Source organism: Amycolatopsis sp. 2-15 (assembly GCF_030285625.1).
In the GTDB taxonomy this organism is placed as follows: domain Bacteria; phylum Actinomycetota; class Actinomycetes; order Mycobacteriales; family Pseudonocardiaceae; genus Amycolatopsis; species Amycolatopsis carbonis.
Genome location: NZ_CP127294.1, coordinates 2246211 through 2261924, shown reverse-complemented (window position 1 = coordinate 2261924; position 15714 = coordinate 2246211). Strand labels below are relative to the sequence as shown.

Sequence of the window (15714 nt, the reverse complement as noted above, 5' to 3'; positions counted from 1 at the left end):
GCGCTAGCTTCGCGGGCATGGATCTGACGTCACCGGCACGGCCGCTGTCCACGGCCGTGAACGCCGCCGCTCGCCTGTTGCCGAGGCAGGCCGCGCTGCGGCTGCGCGCCGACGCGGACGGGCTCGAGGTCGCCGGCAGCGACCGCGACCTGTCCGTGCGTTTGGTGTGTCCGGCGACGTCCCACACCGACGGGGAGGTGCTCGTGCCGGCGGCGCCGCTGGCCGAGACGCTGAAGATGCTGGACGACGACCAGGTGCGCCTGGTCGTCGAAGGCAGCCGGCTGGCGGTGCGCGTGGAAGGGGCGCGCTTCGCCTTGCCGCTGCTGGACCGGGGTACGCGCGTGGAGCCCGCGCAGCCACCGCGGTTGTCCGAAGTGGACGGGGAGCTGCTGGCGGCCGCGGTCCGCACGGTCGCGGGCACGGCCGCCAAGGACGATCCGCTGCCGGTCTTCACGGGCGTGCGCGTGCAGAGCTGCGGTGACACGCTCGTGCTCACCGCCTCGGACCGCTATCGCATGGCCGTGGCGCGCGTGCCGTTGCGAGCGGCGTGGGGGCCGCTCGACGTGCTCGTGCCCGCACGCCTGCTGACCGAGGCCACGCGCCACGCCACCGGCACCCTGACCCTCCACGCCGACACCGGCCACTTCGGCTTGGCCTGGGCCGGCGGCACCGTCACCACCGCCGTGCTCGACGCGGGGTTCCTGTCGGCCGACGCGATTCCGAGCGGCGACGTCGACACGGAGGTCGAGTTGCCCGCCGACGCCCTCGCCGCGGCCATCCGCCGCGTCGGCGTCTACGCCGAGGACCGCCGCGTCCTGACCCTCGAAGTGGGCGACGCGCACGTCCGCCTCGCCAGCACCCGCGCCGACACGGGCGAAGCCGAGGAAACCCTGAAGGCAAACGTTTGCGGCGGCCGCACCGCACCGTCGTTCCAGGCGCGCTACCTGCTCGACGCACTGGCGCCCTTCGCGGACTCCACCGTGCGGCTGTCGATCCAGCCGGGCCTGCGCGCATGCGTCCTGACGGCGGCGGAGGCCCGGGAGGTGAGCCTCACGTACTACCTGATGCCGATGCTGCCCCGGTGAAACGGAGGGGGACGCGGCCGCCGCAGGCTTTCCGCGACCTCGTCGACGGCTGCGAACGGGCCGTCAATGGCCGCCGGCCACGGCTGAGGAGCCCGGCCTCACGGCCGTGAGGCCGGGCTCACGAAACTCCTGTCAGCCGTCCCTGAGGACGGTGTAGACCCTGCTGCGCAGCAGTTCGTACTCCGCGGCGAGGCGCTTGAGCTTCGGCTGCCGCGGAACGACCACTCCCGAGCTCACAACCTCATCCGCGGCGAACTGGTCTCGCGTCAGATCGATGTCGATGCCACCGGCCAAGCGGTTCCACCAGTGGAAGTCAGCGCGCCGCCCGTCGACGTGGCCTCACCGCGCACGAGGTCACCACCCAGCAGGTCGTTGACCACAACGCGGTCACGCCGCACTGTCCGCGGGCCGGGTTTCCCGGCTGCCAGCCGATCCGATCCTCCGGTGCGCAGGTGTCCTCGCTCCAGGACCGGCGGATGGCGCGCTCGATGCCTGTCAGTGTCCGGGGCTTCACCGGACACAGTTTCGGCCCTCCCCTGGCAAAAGTGGTCCGATCGGCGGGCGAGCTCAGGGCGCGACCCAGCTGCCCGAGCGTTTGATCGTCCGGATCATCGGCGCCGTCTCGACCTGGTGGACGCCGGGGAGGGCGCCGAGGCGGGTGGCGAGGAAGTCGTAGAGGGCGTCGTCGTCGCGGCAGCCGATGCTGAGGGTCAGGTTGGTCGGGCCGGTGGTGGCCGCGACGAGCGCGACTTCCGGGTAGGTCGCCACCTCGCGGGCGACGGCGTCGAGGCGGGACGGGCTGACGCTGAGCCACAGCAAGGCCGACAGGGACGCGCCAAGCAGGGCTGCGTCGACCTCGACGTCGAAGTAGAGGGCGCCCGAGGAGCGCAAGTGCTCGAGGCGGCGCCGGACGGTCGTTTCGGAGCGACCCGACACGGCGGCGAGCGTGGCCAGCGAGGCGCGGCCGTCGTGGGCCAAGGCGGTGAAGAGGGCGTCGTCGCCGGGTTCCAGGCGCGGTGACACCGCGCTGCCCTCCCAGGCGGTGGTCAGCGCGGCGACCTGAGCGGCGTCCAACGCGCTCGCCCGCCCCGGCCAGCCCGCGGGGCCACCAGCGAAGCGGCGCAGCAACCGGTGCGCCGTCACGGACACCACGCGCGGCGTACGCGGCAGCTGGCCCAGCAGCAGCCCCTCGTCGGCCTCCTGGCGCGGCGCCGAGGTGTAGCACGTGATCTCCGTGCCGGCGGACGTCAGGTTGACCCACGACGTGTCGTCGCGCCGCGCCAGGGCCGTGGCGATGGCGCTCGCCGCGTCGGGCATGCAGCGCACGCGCAGCAGCCACACCACGCGCCCGAGTTTGGTCGCCTCCGGCACGCCCACGACCCGCAGCACCCCCGTCGAACGCAGCCGGTGGTAGCGCCGCGCCACGGTCTGGTCCGACACGCCCAGCACCTCGGCCAAGCGGCTGAACGGCACCCGCCCGTCGAGCTGGAAGGCGTGCGTCAGCCGGCGGTCGAGGTCGTCGAGCTGAGGTGAATCCACCGGATCAGCCTAGCCAGCGTCGGATTTCGAGCAATGCAGGCGGATGAGCACCCCGAATCGCCAGCGAAGACGAGAGTCGAACTCACCGGAAAGGAGCCGCGAATGAACCTTGACCACACCGTCTTCCTGGCCCAGCGCTACGAGCGCGTCTGGCAGCTCTACGAGCAGCTCGGCTTCACCCTCAGCCCGCCGTCGCGCCACTTCGCCGCGGGCACCAGCGGCAGCGAGCCGACGCTCGGCTGCACGGCCAACCGCTGCGCCTACTTCGGCGACTCGTTCGTCGAGCTGATCGGCATCGTCGACGCGAAGGCGGGCGACCCGTGGCACGTGCTGCCGATCGTCGCACGCGGCGACGGCCTGCACGGCGTGTCCTTCGGCGTCCCCGACACGGAGGCGGCCGAACGCCGGCTACGTGAAGCCGGCCTGTCGAAGTCCGGCGTGCTTTCCCTGCAACGCGACGTCGACACCCCCGAAGGACCCCGCACCGCGCGGTTCCGCAGCGTCCACCTGCTCCGCGACCGCACGCCGGAAGGCATCCTGCACACGGCCGAGCACCTCACGCCGGAGTACGTGTTCCAGCCGCAGTTCCTCAGCCACGCCAACACGGCGAAAGGTCTCGACAGCGTCCAGCTCGTCGTCGCCGACGCCGACCTGTCCGCCTACACCCGGCGCTACGAACAAATCCTCGGCCAGAAGCCCGCCAACAACTCCTTCGCCATGGGCACCGGCCGCCTCGACCTCGTCCCCGTGACCCGGCTCGACGACGTCCTCCCGGGCGAACAAGCACCCCGCCTGCCGTACTTCGCGGCGCAGACCGTCGCCGTCGAAACCCTCACTCCCGCAAGGAAACTGGCCGCCGACGCCGGCCTTCCCACCGTCGACCTGCGCGGCGGCGGCTTCTTCGTCCCCGCCGCTCACGCCGGCGGTGCGGCAATCGCTTTCGTGGAAAGGTGAACACAATGATCGTCGAGACCACCCACGGCAAGGTCCGCGGCGCGAACGGCGCGTTCCGCGGCATCCCTTACGCCCACCAGGAACGTTTCCAGCCGCCGGCAAAAGCACCCGCGTGGACGGGCGTGCGCGACGCGCTGGAACCGGGCCCGGCGGCGATCCAGCCGTTGTCCCGGCTCGAGGCGGTGGTCGGGCCGATGACGCTGGCGCAGTCGGAGGACTGCTTGTCGCTCAACGTCTTCACGCCGTCCGTCACCGGTTCGCGCCCGGTGCTCGTGTGGATCCACGGCGGTGCCTTCGTGACCGGCTCAGGCGGCCAGGACTGGTACGACGGCACCCGGCTCTCGCAGGAGGCCGACGTCGTGGTGGTCACGGTGAACTACCGCCTCAGCGTGTTCGGGTTCCTCGCGCTCGACGGTGTCAGCCGGCCGAACCTCGGGATCGCCGACCAGCTCGCGGCGCTGGAATGGGTGCGCGACAACATCGCGGCCTTCGGCGGTGACCCCGGCCGCGTCACCCTGGGCGGCCAGTCGGCGGGCGCGCAGTCGGCGCTCGCGCTCTGGTCGGCACCGCGGGCGCAGGGCCTGGTCCACCAGGTCGCGCTGCAGAGCACGCCCGTGGGAATGCCGCCGCAGACGCCCGAAGAAGCCGCGGGGTGGGCGGCCGAGTACCTCGAGGTCCTGGGCCTCGAGCCGAGCCGCGCGCCCGCGCTCATCACCCTGCCGGCGGAGCAGCTGCTCAGCGGGATGACGGAGCTCGCCGTGCGGCACCGGGGGCCGTGGCGGATCGCGCCGCCGTTCCAGCTGGTCGCCGACCACGACCTCGTCGCCGACGACCTCGTCGCCGCCGTGCGTCCCGGACCGGCACTGATCAGCTGGACCCGCGACGAGACCCGCATCTACAACGTGACCGCGCCGCAGGAGGAGGTCGACGAGTACACGGCCAAGTTCTTCAGCGGCGACCTGCCACGGCTGGCGAAGCAGTTCGGCCCGGACGCCACGCTGATGCGCTTCGACTGGGCTGCCCCGGGCAACCGTTACGGCGCCAGCCACTGCGTCGATGTCGGGTTCCTTTTCGGCACCCAGGACCGCGCGCGGGGAGCGGCGCTGCTCGAAGGCGCCCCCGCCGACCTGACCGATGTCGACGATCTCCGCCGGATCTGGACCGCGTTCCTCCACGGCGAACGCCCGACGATCGACACCCCGCTGCTCACTGGGTTCTGACCACGAAAAAGGGCCGCTCACCAGTCCCGGTGAGCGGCCCTGAGCCAACCGTCAGGCCGCCGAAGCCGCCTTCACCGCCGCCTCGACCTCGGCGAACGACGGGTTCACCATCGCGGTCGACCCGACGATCACCGTCGGCACGGTTTCGTTGCCGTTGGCCACCTCGCGCACGCGCTCGGCCGCCCCCGGCTCCTCCCAGATGTTGATCTCCTTGACGTTCAGGCCGCTCGCCATCAGCGGCCGCCGCAGCGCCGCGCAGAAGCCGCAGCCCGGCCGCCAGTAGAACTCGACCTCGACGTCACTCATCGCCCGTCCTCCGAAGCACGTAGGTAGTCCAGCTGCGCCCGCACGCTCAGTTCGGCAGGCGCCCACAGCGCCCGGTCGACGTCCGCGTAGACCACCTCGACCACCTGTCGCGGCGACGCGTCTGCCCCGAGCACCTTCAAGGCGGAACGCACCTGATCCAGCCGCTGTTCCCGGTGGGCCAGGTATTCGCGCGCGGTCGCGGGCAGATCGGCGAGCTCCGGGCCGTGGCCGGGCAGGCCGGGTGTGCCGTCGGGCAGCTCGATGAGCTTGCGCAGCGACCTCAGGTAGTCGCCGAGGTCCTTGAGCACGGTCGTGCCGCGCCCGAGGATCGTGTCGCCGGTCAGGATCTGGCCCGCGACATGCAGGGACACGGAGTCGTCGGTGTGCCCGGGAGTGTGCAGCACGCGGAACTCGAGCCCGCCCGCGGTGAACACCTCACCGTCGGCCAAGGCCGGAGCGCCGACGCACAGCGAAGCGTCGAACGCCCGGATCGGAGCACCCACGCCCTCGGCGAACCACGGCGCGCCCTCGGCGTGGTCGGGGTGGTGGTGGGTCAGCACCACGAGCTCCACGGCATCGACGGCCGCGAGCTTCTCCAGGTGCTCCAGGTCGCGGTAGCCGGGGTCGACGACCACGGCGGCCGACGCGTCCGGACCACGCAGGACCCAGCTGTTCGTGCCCTCGAGCGTCATCGTGGACGGGTTGTTCTCCAGCAGCACCTGCGCGGTCTCGGAGACGCGGCGAAGCACACCGTACGCGGGAGCAGTCACCGGTCAGACCTCCGTCGGGTCGAGGACGACGCGGAAGCGGTCACCTTCCTTGATGAGCGTCGGCATGGTCCGCACGATCTCGCGCGGTGCGGCCAGCAGGGCTTCGGCCGTGGCGAACTCGTCGATCTCGACGAGCGTGAGCCAAGTAGGGGGCATCAGCATGCGGCGGCCATCGCGCGCGTCGCCGATCGCGGCCGACGGGCGCTGCCAGCCCGTGGCGAGCGCCTCGGACGTCGCGCCGTCCGCGCGCTGGCCTTCGGGCAGCTTCGCGGAGAAGAAGCGGGTGTCGTAGCGGCGGGATTCCTGCGGCGGCGTGACCCAGTGGGCGAACGGCCGCAGCAGGTCCGCGCGCAGCGTCAGCCGGGCGTCGGCGAGGAACGCGGCGAGCGAGATTTCCCGGCTCTCCAGGGCTTTCCGCGCTTCGGCGTACGGCGCGACGTCGGCGACCACCGCGTCCTGCGTGCCCGCCAGCAGCACGCCGGACTCCTCGAACGTCTCGCGCACCGCGGCGCACACGAGCGCGCGGGCGAGGCTCTCGTCGCACGCGAACTGCCCGGCCCACCAGCTCGGCGGCGGTCCGGCCCACGCGACGGACGTGTCGGCGTCGCGCGGATCCACCCCGCCGCCGGGGAACACGGTCATGCCGCCGGCGAAGGGCATGCCCTTCACGCGGTGCTGCAGGAAGACTTCGAGCCCGTCCGCGCCGTCGCGGGTGAGGATCACCGTGGCGGCGTCCTTGGGCTTCACGGGCGGGCCGTCGGCGTTCGCCCTCGTGCTGACTCCGGCCCCCACGGGGATGTCGAAAAGGAACTCACGCGGCCGATCCACCGAGGCAACATACCTCGCGCCCGTGACCTCACGCCCACAAGTTGTGACATGTCACCGACGCACCGCAGCCCCGGACCCACAAGGGGCCCGGGGCTGCGATCAAACGTCAGAACCTCAGGACGACGACCAGCGGTCGCCACCCGAACGGGACGCACCGTTGAGCCGCAGCCGGGCGGCCTCGGCGCGTTCGCGCTCGGCCAGCTCCTCGTGCAGCTCCCGCAGCAGCGCGCGGTCGCGCTCCGACAGGCTCGGGTCGTCCAGATCCAGCGCCGGCAGCTCTACGACCTCGTGCATGCTCGGCTTGCCCGCGGCGATCTCGCGGCCCTTCTCCGGGTCCTCCGCGAGCGCCTGGCGCAGCTGGGCGACCTCGGCCGGCGTCAGGTCGGCGGTGCGCTCGGCGCGCGTCTCCGACCGCGACTTGCGCGAGTTGTCCACCGGCGGGGTGGGCGCGTTCTGCACGATCGGCACCACGGGGGCGACGGCCTCGGGCGCCTGCCGGATGCTGTGCCGGCTCGGGGCCTCCATCACCACCGGTTCCACCACGGGCGTCGGCACCGGGGTGGGTGCGGGCGCCGGCTGCGGCGGAGTCACGACCGGCTCGGGCCGGTAGTCCGAGGTCGTCGTGTGCGTGGCGCCGGTGACCCACACCGGAGTGGCGACGGACGCGGCCGACTGGTGGTACGCCGACCGCGCGACACCCGGGCCGCTGACCTCGACGACGGAGCGGATGCCTGCGCGGCGCAGGGCGGTGTCGACGCGGAACGCAACCGCGGGCGGGTTGCCCTCCGGGCCCAGCTCCACCAGCACCACGCGCTGCGGCAGCGCACCCGGCACGGAACCCGCCGGGGTGTTGCGCCACACCGCGTGCACCGAGCGGACGTCCGGCAGCACCTGCAGGGTGCGATCGAGCGCCTCGGCCAGCCCGAACTCCGGCTGGTTGTCGCCGGTGAAGCGGTGGCTGTGGACCTGTTCGGCCTCGTCGACCAGCAGGTCGTTGGCGAGGGTGGCGTCCGACCGGCTCATCTCAAGCACCAGTGCCAGCTCGCGCTGCTCGGCCGAGCTGACGGAGATCCGGCCCGCGATGAGCGTGCCGGTCGTCAGTTCCACCGCTTCGTCGATGTGCGCGCGGGCGATCAGCTCGCGCGCTTCGGTGAGCGCGCTGTCGTCGATGCGGCCCGCCAGGGCCAGCAACAAGTTGTGCAGGCGCAGGGGCACCGAGAACCCGTCCATGGGCGGGCCTTCGTGAACCTCCACCATTGCTCTGCTCCTCCCAGCTCGCCTGGCGGCTCGAGCGTTAAGCGGCGACGAGTCGATTACCGGAACCCGCGGCGCCGACGCAGACCAGCTCGGAATTGGCGAGCGCGGCCCGGTGGTACCCGGGAAGGTCGAAGCGCGGTGGGATGACCTCGACGCTCGGTTCCTCGTCCCCCAGCACCCGCAGCACGCGCTGCAGTTCGCCGGTGAGCCTCGGCAGCCCGGACGTCGCCGTCACCAGCAGGACTCGCTTGGCCCCACCCTCACCGACCACACCGAGGTGTCGCCAGCTTTGCCGCACTTCCCCCACATCCGCGCGTCCTCGCAACGTTGCGTGGAGCAAGACGGACACAGAGTCGACCGAGTTCACCCATTCGGGCGCACTCGGTGTGAATGTGTACCTGGTCTCGGTGACGTCGTCTACCCCCAGGGTGGAACTCACCTGGTGCCAGTCGGCGCCGTGCGGGATCAGACCGGCGACGAGCAGGCGGTACTCGGTTTGGTCCAGATCGATCCTGTGCTTAAGCAAAGACCTGGGCAGGGTGCGCGCGAGCGTGCCCATCGCGCCCTCGCCCAGCCAGTCGCGGAACCGCCACAGGAGCTGGTCGGGTGTGCGCCCCGCGAGCCGGATCAGCAGCTCGTGCAGGGACTGTTCGATGTCGGGGTCCATCACTTCACCTCCACGATCAGTTCGACCTCCACGGGCGCCCCGATGGGCAGCTCCGCGACGCCGACGGCCGAGCGTGCGTGCTTGCCCGCGTCGCCGAAGATCTCGCCGAGGAGCTCGGACGCGCCGTTGATCACCGCGGGCTGGCCGGTGAAGCCCTCCGCGGACGCGACGAAGCCGACCACCTTCACGATCCGCGTCACCGAGTCGATGCCCACGAGCGCGTGCACCGCGGCCAGCGCGTTGAGCACGGCCGTGCGGGCGTGGCCCTTGGCCTCTTCGGGGCTGACCTCGGCGCCGACCTTGCCGGTCGCGGCGAGCGTGCCGTCGACGAAAGGCAGCTGGCCGGAGGTGTAGACGTGCGAGCCGCTCTGCACGGCCGGCACGTAGGCGGCCAGCGGCGCGGCGACGCCGGGCAGTTCGATGCCGAGCTCGGCGAGCCGGGAAGTCCAGGTCACGACGGGTCCCCTCAGTTCTTCGGGCGCTTGAGGTACGCGACGTGCTGCTCGCCGCTCGGGTTCGGGAGCACGGTGACCAGCTCCCAGCCGTCCTCGCCCCACTGGTCGAGGATCTGCTTCGTCGCGTGGATCAGCAGGGGGACGGTCGCGTACTCCCATTTGGTGGCGCTCATGACCGGGGAGCGTAGCCAAGCGGGCAAGCGCGGTCATGGCCACCGCCGTCCAACGGCAGGGCCGCTCAGGGGAACACAGGTGCACCCGTCCAGGTGAACGACTCACCGACCGTCAGCGAATGTGGTCCACTTCACACCTTCGGCACTCGCTAGCGTGGGGGTGTGGAGACGTGGCGGATCGTCGCGACCGCCTTGCTCGCCGCGGCCGGGCTGCCGCTCGTGCTCGTGGTGATGGCCAAGGTACGCGACCACGTGAACAGCTCGGCCCGGGTCGCGATCGCCGGCGCGATCACGTTCACGGCGCTGGTGGTGGTGGCCGTGCTCACGCTCACCGTGCTGCCCGGCGCGCTCACCTGGATCCTCGTCGCCGTGGTCGCGGCTGCGGTCGGCGTCATGGTGCTCGCCAGCTGAGCGCCGGTTTAGTGTTGACGGTGTGACCACACCCTCCGCCGGCTGGCCCGACGAGCTCACCCGGGCCCGGCTGCACTTCGTCACCGGCAAGGGCGGCACCGGCAAGACCACCCTCGCGGCGGCGCTGGGCCTGGCCCTCGCGCGCGAGGGCCGCCGGGTGCTGCTGATCGAGGTCGAGGGCCGCCAGGGCATCGCCCAGCTCTTCGACACGGAGCCACTGCCGTACGCGGAGCAGCGCATCGCGTCCGTCCCCGGCGGGGGCGAACTGCGCGCGCTGCACATCGACGTCGAGGCCGCGCTGCTCGAGTACTTCGAGATGTTCTACAACCTGGGCTTCGCCGGCCGGACGCTGCGGCGGATGGGCGCGATCGAGTTCGCGACCACGCTCGCGCCGGGCCTGCGTGACGTCCTGCTCACCGGGAAGATCAAGGAGTGCGTGGGCCGCACGGAGTCCGACGGCCGCCACACCTACGACGCCGTGGTGGTCGACTCGCCGCCCACCGGTCGCGTGGTCAAGTTCCTCGACGTCACCAAGGCCCTGACCGACCTCGCCAAGACCGGCCCGATCCGCGGCCAGGCCGACGGCGTCGTGCGGCTGCTGCACTCGGGCGAGACCGCCATCCACCTCACCACGCTGCTGGAGGAGATGCCGGTGCGCGAGACCGTGGAGGCCGTGGCGGAGCTCGACGGCGCCGATCTGCGCCCGGGCGCCGTGCTGGTGAACCGCGTGCGCCCGCCGCGCCTGCCCGCGCGTTCCGTCACGGCGGCCGCCGACGGCCGCGTCGACGCCGGCCGCGTGCGCTCCGGCCTCGCCTCCGCCGGGCTGAAGCTGCCGGACGACACGCTCGAGGCTCTGGTGGAGGAGACCGTGGAGCACGCCGTGCGAGTGGCCGCGGAGCAGCGGTCCCGCGAGCAGCTCGCCGAGGCGGACCTGCCGACACTGGAGCTGCCGGAGGTCACCGACGGCGTCGACGTCGCGTCGCTCTACGACCTCGCGGAAGCGTTGCTGGACCAGGGGGTGCGCTGATGACGCTGATCGACGTCGACGCCCTGCTCGACGACCCGGAGAGCCGCGTGATCGTGTGCTGCGGCTCCGGCGGCGTCGGCAAGACGACCACCGCGGCGGCGCTCGCGTTGCGTGCGGCCGAGCGCGGCCGGCAGACGGTGGTCCTGACCATCGACCCGGCGCGCCGGCTGGCGCAGGCGCTGGGCCTGCGTGAGCTGGGCAACCATCCGCGTCAGGTGCAGGTGGAAGGGTTCGAGCCCAAGGGCGAGCTGTGGGCGATGATGCTCGACATGCGCCGCACGTTCGACGACATGGTGCGCGTGCACGCCGGCCCCGAACGCGCCGAGCAGCTGCTGCAGAACCCCTTCTACCAGACCATTTCCACGTCGTTCTCCGGCACGCAGGAGTACATGGCGATGGAGAAGCTGGGCCAGCTCGCCGCCACCGACGACTGGGACCTGATCATCGTCGACACGCCCCCGAGCCGTTCGGCGCTCGACTTCCTGGACGCGCCGACGCGCCTGTCCAGCGCGCTCGACGGCCGCATGATCCGGCTGCTGACCGGCCCCGCGAAGGCGGGCGGCTGGGGGCTGCGCAAGGTGGTCAGCGCGGGCTTCTCGATGTTCGCCAAGGCCGTTTCGACGATCATCGGCGGGCAGCTGCTGGCCGACGCGTCGGCGTTCATGCAGGCCTTCGACAGCATGTTCGGCGGGTTCCGCGAGCGGGCGCGCAAGACGGCGGAGCTGCTGCGCTCCAGCGGCACGTCGTTTCTCGTGATCGCCGCGCCGGAGCCGGACGCGCTGCGCGAAGCTTCGTACTTCGTCGAGCGGCTCGCGGGTGAGTCGATGCCGCTCGCGGGACTCGTCGCGAACCGGACGCACCCGGTGCTCGCGTCGCTTTCGGCGTCGGAGGCGATCGCGGCCGCGGAGTCGCTGCAGAAGGGCGACACGAGCGCGCCGCTGGCCGAGGCCGTGCTGCGGCTGCACGCCGACCGCGTGGCGCTGGCCGAGCGGGAGAACCGGCTGCTGGCGCGGTTCACGAAAGCACATCCCGAAGTGCCGCTGGTGCGAGTGCCGGCGTTGGCCGGTGACGTGCACGACCTCGAAGGTCTGCGCGACATCGGAACCAAGCTCGTGAGTGGCTAGTTCGTGAGTGGCTGGGCCTGTTCTCGGACCGGCCCAGCCACTCACGAAGGTGTCAGCTGACTTGCGCGCCTTCCAGCGCGTCGCGCTTGGCCGCCTCGAGCAGCTCGGTCCAGCTGGTGACGTCGGAACGCCGGCGCAGCAGCGCGCGGCGCTCGCGTTCGGTCATGCCACCCCAGACACCGAAGCTGATCCGGCCGTCGAGCGCCTCGGCGAGGCACTCCGTGCGAACCGGGCAGCCCATACACACGGCTTTCGCCCGGTTCTGCTCGGCGCCGCGCACGAAGAGCCCGTCGGGATCCGCATCCCGGCACGACGCGCTCATGCGCCAGCTCGACTGGTTGGTCTCCATACCCCCAGCTCCCTACCCTGGTGTTCGACACCAGCGAAGGTGAAGCTCCCGCTCCCACCCCCGCGAGCGTGTCTCCCTCTGCTCCCACGTCGGTGACGGCACCTCCCCGGTGCCGCTGCCGCCATTCGGTCCAGAGGAGCTCCCACTCGCACTGGGCCGTCCGGTCGGCAAATCTTTCGTGAGACGTTGACGGACTGTAGGGGCCCTCGGTTCCCCCCGCCAAGACCTAGCATGCATTCCGTTACCGGAAGTCACCTCATGGGGTCCGTTTTGTCACGACTGTCGACCCCTGGCGGGTGTGAGGTAACGGGAGCACAACAGGCCTTCAGTACCCTGGCCTTCGTGCGCAAAACGGACGGTCTCTTCAAGCTCATCGGCCTCTGTCTGCTCGCGGGGGTGCTCGTCGCCGGAATCCTGTTCCCCGTGGTGGGCGCGGCCGGCGTCGCGTCGAACCAGGCGAGCGAGACGGTGGAGAAGACATCGTCCGACCTCGCCGACATCCCGCCACCCCTGGTGACGACGATCACCGACTCGGGCGGCAAGCCCATTGCGACGCTGTACGACCAGTACCGCATCCCGGTGGCGGCCGACCAGATCAACGAGGCCATGCAGTGGGCCTTGGTGTCGGTGGAGGACAAGCGCTTCTACGAGCACCACGGCGTCGACTGGCAGGGCACGCTGCGCGCGGCCGTGTCCAACAGCACGGGCGGCGACACGCAGGGTGCTTCGACGCTCACGCAGCAGTATGTGAAGAACTACCTGATCAACGTCGTGTATCGAGGCGACAAGGTCGGCCAGGAGAAGGCGCAGGAGCAGACGCTCGCGCGCAAGCTCAAGGAAGCCCGCATCGCGATCCAGCTCGAGACGAAGCTGTCGAAGCAGCAGATCCTGGCCGGGTACCTGAACGTCGTCGAGTTCTCGCGCCAGATCTTCGGCATCGGCGCCGCCGCGCACGCGTACTTCAACACCACACCCGAGAAGCTCACCGTGCCGCAGGCGGCGCTGCTCGCGGGCCTGGTGAACAACCCGATCAACGACGACCCGTGGAAGCACCCGGACAAGGCCACCACGCGCCGCAACCTCGTGCTCGACCGCATGGTGGACAACCGGAAGCTCGCGAAGGACGACGCGGAACGCTTCAAGGCCTCGCCGCTCGGCGTGGTCCCCGAAACGCCCGCGAAGCCCGCGTCGAACTGCACCGGCGCCGGCCCGGAGAACGGCTTCTTCTGCCAGTACGTCGAGGACTACTTGCTGAAGGCCGGCTTCTCGAAGGACGATCTGTACACGGGTGGGTACACGATCAAGACCACCCTGGACGAGAAGGCCAACCACGAGGCGAAGGTCTCGGCGGAGACACAGGTCAAGAAAACGCAGAAGAACGTAGCGAACACGCTTTCGTTGGTGCGCCCGGGAAAGACGCGGCATGAAGTGGTGGCGCTGGCGGCGAACCGTGATTACGGGATCGACGCGGATGCCGGCCAGACCACGTACGCACTACCTTCGGGCGTTTACAACACCGGTGGGGCGGGGTCGAGTTACAAGATCTTCACCACTGCCGCGGTGCTGGATCGCGGAATCGCGGGGATCTACAGCAATATCCCGGTCGGGGACAGCTATGTCTCGCACGTGTTCACCGGCAGCCAGCCCCAGTGCCCACCGACCGGAGCACCACGCACCCGGTGGTACTGCGTTGGCAACGCCGGACACTACGGCGCGACGAACAGCTTGCAAGGCGCCCTGGCGACCTCGCCGAACACCGCGTTCGTGGCCCTGCAGGACAAGCTCGGCAGCACCGCGCCCGGCATCGATATGGCGACCCGGCTCGGCATGAAGAACACCATGGCGAGCGACACCAACGGCAACCCGGTGGATCCCAAGAACCCGGACAGTGTGCCCCAGTCCAAGGCGTACGGCCCTCAGGGCAACTACCCCGGCGTCGGTTCGTTCACCCTCGGCTTCAGCCCGACGAGTGGTCTGGAACTCGCGAACGTCGCAGCCACCCTGTTGAGCGGTGGTGTCTGGTGCCCGCCCACGCCGTTGGCGGGTATCTCGGATCGGAACGGGAAAGCGGTGCCGTACAAGGAAGAAGCGTGCACCCAGGCCGTGCCTGAGGGCCTGGCGAACACGATGGTCGTCGGCATGAGCAAGGACGACCAGGCCGGCGGAACTTCGGCAAGGGCCGCTGCCGCAGTCGGGTGGAACCGCCCGATCCTCGGCAAGACCGGCACGACTCAGATCAGCGGTTCCGCGACATTCGTCGCCGGAACCCCACAACTTGCCGGTGTCGCCATGGTCTTCCGCACCGCCGGCAGCGGCGGCCTCTGCTACAACGGCGTCGGTAACGTCACTGCCTGCAACAACGGCAATATGTTCGGTGGCCTCAGCCCGGCCCAAACCTGGTTCGGCGCGATGAAGAACATCATGGCGGACCAGCCGATCATGCCGTTGCCACCGGAGGATCCGAAGTACACCGGTCGCTAGTGCGCATCACTCCCCCGCTGACGCGACGGATCCGAGCATGTCTGGCCCGGATCCGTCGCCGTCGTTCATCTCACGTCAGATTCCCTCGACACCATTGCAAGTGCGAACGGGCAACTGGTTGCTGGGGTAGTCGATGTAGTAGCTCGCAATCCAGGCCTGATATGCATACGCACCTGCGGGAACGTGCGTGTCAACCAACACCCAATAAGGATTTCCACCGATCGTCTGACCTGCGCGCTGGCAGATCACATCCAGACCCCAGTCCTGGCTGACCTTACCGATGACCCAGTCACAATTGGTTGTCGACGGGTAGTTCGCGCACTGAGACCAATGCACCTCGCCACCACCACGGGCGTTCACGTCGGCCGCCCAAGTGTGGTACGTGGCATTCACCGATCGAGCAGATTGCGGCACCGCCGTGTCAGCCGAGCTTTCACCGACAACAGCAGTCGTCAAGAGCCCCGCCGCGAGTGAAACGACTCCCATTGCAGTCAAAAGTCTTCGCGTCAGACGTGCACCAAAAGACATTGATCCCTCCCAATTTCAACATTATGAAATTCTGCAAAAGACGTCACACGAAGAGAGCGAAGACCAAATGCGCAGCAATGTAGCGTCTTTCGCCAACTGATTCACCCATAAAGGACGTCCATGATCAATACTCCAGTCGGGTGGCGGAAAAATGTCCGAAAACTTACCAAAGTCGCAACGCTGATCACTCCAACTGACTCTTGATCAAGACCCCGACCTGCGGCTTTACTCGACAAGCTCGCTGTTCACGCAGCAGCCACATGACACCCGGCCTAGGGAGGAGGCCGGGTAGTCCTCGCATTCTCAAACTGACGCCCGGCCCGGCACTTTGGCGCGCCGAATGCATCCGCCACGCGCGAAGAAACGTCACGTGTGAAATCGCAGTCGTGGACACAGTCGAACCTTCGCGCCTGAGGTGCAAGGGCCAGCAACCCCGAGCGGGATTGGCTCAGATGCACAATCCCGATCGCGTGTGCGACGCGTCCCGCGCCGCACACCCACCAAGGAAGGCGCATCCCATGAACCGTGCTCGTCGGAGAT

General features: G+C 70.0%; 19 protein-coding genes. 7 read left to right on the top strand and 12 right to left on the bottom strand.

Features of this window, described 5'->3' with window-relative positions:
* Positions 1 to 17 precede the first annotated feature (17 nt).
* Positions 18 to 1085, top strand: a complete 1068-nt coding sequence (locus tag QRX50_RS11045; RefSeq protein ID WP_285971855.1) for a DNA polymerase III subunit beta — start codon at positions 18 to 20, stop codon at positions 1083 to 1085.
* Between the two features lie 132 nt (positions 1086 to 1217).
* Here the strand turns inward: QRX50_RS11045 and QRX50_RS50245 are convergent, their stop codons facing one another.
* From QRX50_RS50245 to QRX50_RS11040, 3 genes are read right to left on the bottom strand one after another with little or no spacing between them, the layout of a single operon-like run.
* Positions 1218 to 1379, bottom strand: a complete 162-nt coding sequence (locus QRX50_RS50245) for a YunG family protein (protein WP_434533256.1) — start codon at positions 1377 to 1379, stop codon at positions 1218 to 1220.
* Between the two features lie 19 nt (positions 1380 to 1398).
* Positions 1399 to 1599 carry a YunG family protein gene (locus tag QRX50_RS50240; RefSeq protein ID WP_434533255.1) on the bottom strand — a complete coding sequence of 67 codons (201 nt, stop codon included), beginning with the start codon at positions 1597 to 1599 and terminating at the stop codon, positions 1399 to 1401.
* A 53-nt stretch (positions 1600 to 1652) separates the two neighbouring features.
* Entirely contained in the window at positions 1653 to 2624 is a 972-nt protein-coding gene (locus tag QRX50_RS11040; RefSeq protein WP_285971854.1) for an Lrp/AsnC family transcriptional regulator, read from the bottom strand.
* Positions 2625 to 2726: 102 nt separating this feature from the next.
* Here QRX50_RS11040 and QRX50_RS11035 point away from each other — a divergent pair, with 102 nt between their 5' ends.
* Together QRX50_RS11035 and QRX50_RS11030 are read left to right on the top strand one after the other, a co-directional pair.
* Positions 2727 to 3578: a VOC family protein gene (locus tag QRX50_RS11035; protein WP_285971853.1), complete on the top strand. Its 852-nt coding sequence runs from the start codon at positions 2727 to 2729 to the stop codon at positions 3576 to 3578.
* 5 nt (positions 3579 to 3583) lie between these two features.
* On the top strand, positions 3584 to 4798 hold the full coding sequence (locus QRX50_RS11030; protein WP_285971852.1) for a carboxylesterase/lipase family protein: 1215 nt from the start codon (positions 3584 to 3586) through the stop codon (positions 4796 to 4798).
* Positions 4799 to 4849: 51 nt separating this feature from the next.
* On the opposite strand, the gene QRX50_RS11025 is transcribed toward QRX50_RS11030, so the two are convergent.
* The 7 genes from QRX50_RS11025 to sp36 form a co-directional block, all read right to left on the bottom strand.
* On the bottom strand, positions 4850 to 5104 hold the full coding sequence (locus QRX50_RS11025; protein WP_220244876.1) for a glutaredoxin family protein: 255 nt from the start codon (positions 5102 to 5104) through the stop codon (positions 4850 to 4852).
* Complete coding sequence (locus tag QRX50_RS11020; protein ID WP_285971851.1) at positions 5101 to 5874, bottom strand: MBL fold metallo-hydrolase; 774 nt, start codon at positions 5872 to 5874, stop codon at positions 5101 to 5103. The genes QRX50_RS11025 and QRX50_RS11020 overlap by 4 nt, the downstream gene beginning before the upstream one ends.
* 3 nt (positions 5875 to 5877) lie before the next feature.
* A complete protein-coding gene (locus QRX50_RS11015) occupies positions 5878 to 6702 on the bottom strand; it encodes an NUDIX hydrolase (RefSeq protein WP_285971850.1) in 825 nt (274 codons plus the stop codon).
* A 114-nt stretch (positions 6703 to 6816) separates the two neighbouring features.
* A complete protein-coding gene (locus tag QRX50_RS11010) occupies positions 6817 to 7959 on the bottom strand; it encodes a hypothetical protein (RefSeq protein WP_285971849.1) in 1143 nt (380 codons plus the stop codon).
* Between the two features lie 37 nt (positions 7960 to 7996).
* The gene (locus QRX50_RS11005; protein WP_220244880.1) at positions 7997 to 8626 is read right to left on the bottom strand and encodes a hypothetical protein; all 630 of its coding nucleotides are present in this window, start codon (positions 8624 to 8626) and stop codon (positions 7997 to 7999) included.
* Positions 8626 to 9081: a RidA family protein gene (locus tag QRX50_RS11000; protein ID WP_285971848.1), complete on the bottom strand. Its 456-nt coding sequence runs from the start codon at positions 9079 to 9081 to the stop codon at positions 8626 to 8628. The genes QRX50_RS11005 and QRX50_RS11000 overlap by 1 nt, the downstream gene beginning before the upstream one ends.
* Positions 9082 to 9092: 11 nt before the next feature.
* The gene (sp36, locus tag QRX50_RS10995) at positions 9093 to 9254 is read right to left on the bottom strand and encodes a Sp36 family protein (RefSeq protein WP_006238837.1); all 162 of its coding nucleotides are present in this window, start codon (positions 9252 to 9254) and stop codon (positions 9093 to 9095) included.
* Positions 9255 to 9416: 162 nt separating this feature from the next.
* On the opposite strand from sp36, the gene QRX50_RS10990 reads away from it, so the two are divergent.
* The 3 genes from QRX50_RS10990 to bagB are packed head-to-tail and all read left to right on the top strand — an operon-like array spanning position 9417 to position 11816.
* Complete coding sequence (locus QRX50_RS10990; protein ID WP_285971847.1) at positions 9417 to 9665, top strand: hypothetical protein; 249 nt, start codon at positions 9417 to 9419, stop codon at positions 9663 to 9665.
* Positions 9666 to 9687: 22 nt separating this feature from the next.
* Entirely contained in the window at positions 9688 to 10692 is a 1005-nt protein-coding gene (gene bagA / locus QRX50_RS10985) for an ATPase BagA (protein ID WP_285971846.1), read from the top strand.
* On the top strand, positions 10692 to 11816 hold the full coding sequence (gene bagB / locus QRX50_RS10980; RefSeq protein ID WP_285971845.1) for an ATPase BagB: 1125 nt from the start codon (positions 10692 to 10694) through the stop codon (positions 11814 to 11816). The genes bagA and bagB overlap by 1 nt, the downstream gene beginning before the upstream one ends.
* Before the next feature lie 52 nt (positions 11817 to 11868).
* Here bagB and QRX50_RS10975 read toward each other — a convergent pair whose 3' ends face one another.
* A complete protein-coding gene (locus QRX50_RS10975; protein WP_285971844.1) occupies positions 11869 to 12165 on the bottom strand; it encodes a WhiB family transcriptional regulator in 297 nt (98 codons plus the stop codon).
* 342 nt (positions 12166 to 12507) lie between these two features.
* On the opposite strand from QRX50_RS10975, the gene QRX50_RS10970 reads away from it, so the two are divergent.
* Complete coding sequence (locus QRX50_RS10970) at positions 12508 to 14646, top strand: transglycosylase domain-containing protein (protein WP_285971843.1); 2139 nt, start codon at positions 12508 to 12510, stop codon at positions 14644 to 14646.
* A 75-nt stretch (positions 14647 to 14721) separates the two neighbouring features.
* Here QRX50_RS10970 and QRX50_RS10965 read toward each other — a convergent pair whose 3' ends face one another.
* Positions 14722 to 15174: a hypothetical protein gene (locus QRX50_RS10965; RefSeq protein ID WP_285971842.1), complete on the bottom strand. Its 453-nt coding sequence runs from the start codon at positions 15172 to 15174 to the stop codon at positions 14722 to 14724.
* Positions 15175 to 15714: the final 540 nt, after the last annotated feature.

Coding starts and splice junctions, on each gene's coding strand:
- QRX50_RS11025 (WP_220244876.1), bottom strand. CDS start 5,104: ATGAGTGACGTCGAGGTCGAGTTCTACTGGCGGCCGGGCTGCGGCTTC.
- sp36 (WP_006238837.1), bottom strand. CDS start 9,254: ATGAGCGCCACCAAATGGGAGTACGCGACCGTCCCCCTGCTGATCCAC.
- QRX50_RS11010 (WP_285971849.1), bottom strand. CDS start 7,959: ATGGTGGAGGTTCACGAAGGCCCGCCCATGGACGGGTTCTCGGTGCCC.
- bagB (WP_285971845.1), top strand. CDS start 10,692: ATGACGCTGATCGACGTCGACGCCCTGCTCGACGACCCGGAGAGCCGC.
- QRX50_RS10965 (WP_285971842.1), bottom strand. CDS start 15,174: ATGTCTTTTGGTGCACGTCTGACGCGAAGACTTTTGACTGCAATGGGA.
- QRX50_RS10975 (WP_285971844.1), bottom strand. CDS start 12,165: ATGGAGACCAACCAGTCGAGCTGGCGCATGAGCGCGTCGTGCCGGGAT.
- QRX50_RS11005 (WP_220244880.1), bottom strand. CDS start 8,626: ATGGACCCCGACATCGAACAGTCCCTGCACGAGCTGCTGATCCGGCTC.
- QRX50_RS11035 (WP_285971853.1), top strand. CDS start 2,727: ATGAACCTTGACCACACCGTCTTCCTGGCCCAGCGCTACGAGCGCGTC.
- QRX50_RS11045 (WP_285971855.1), top strand. CDS start 18: ATGGATCTGACGTCACCGGCACGGCCGCTGTCCACGGCCGTGAACGCC.
- QRX50_RS11030 (WP_285971852.1), top strand. CDS start 3,584: ATGATCGTCGAGACCACCCACGGCAAGGTCCGCGGCGCGAACGGCGCG.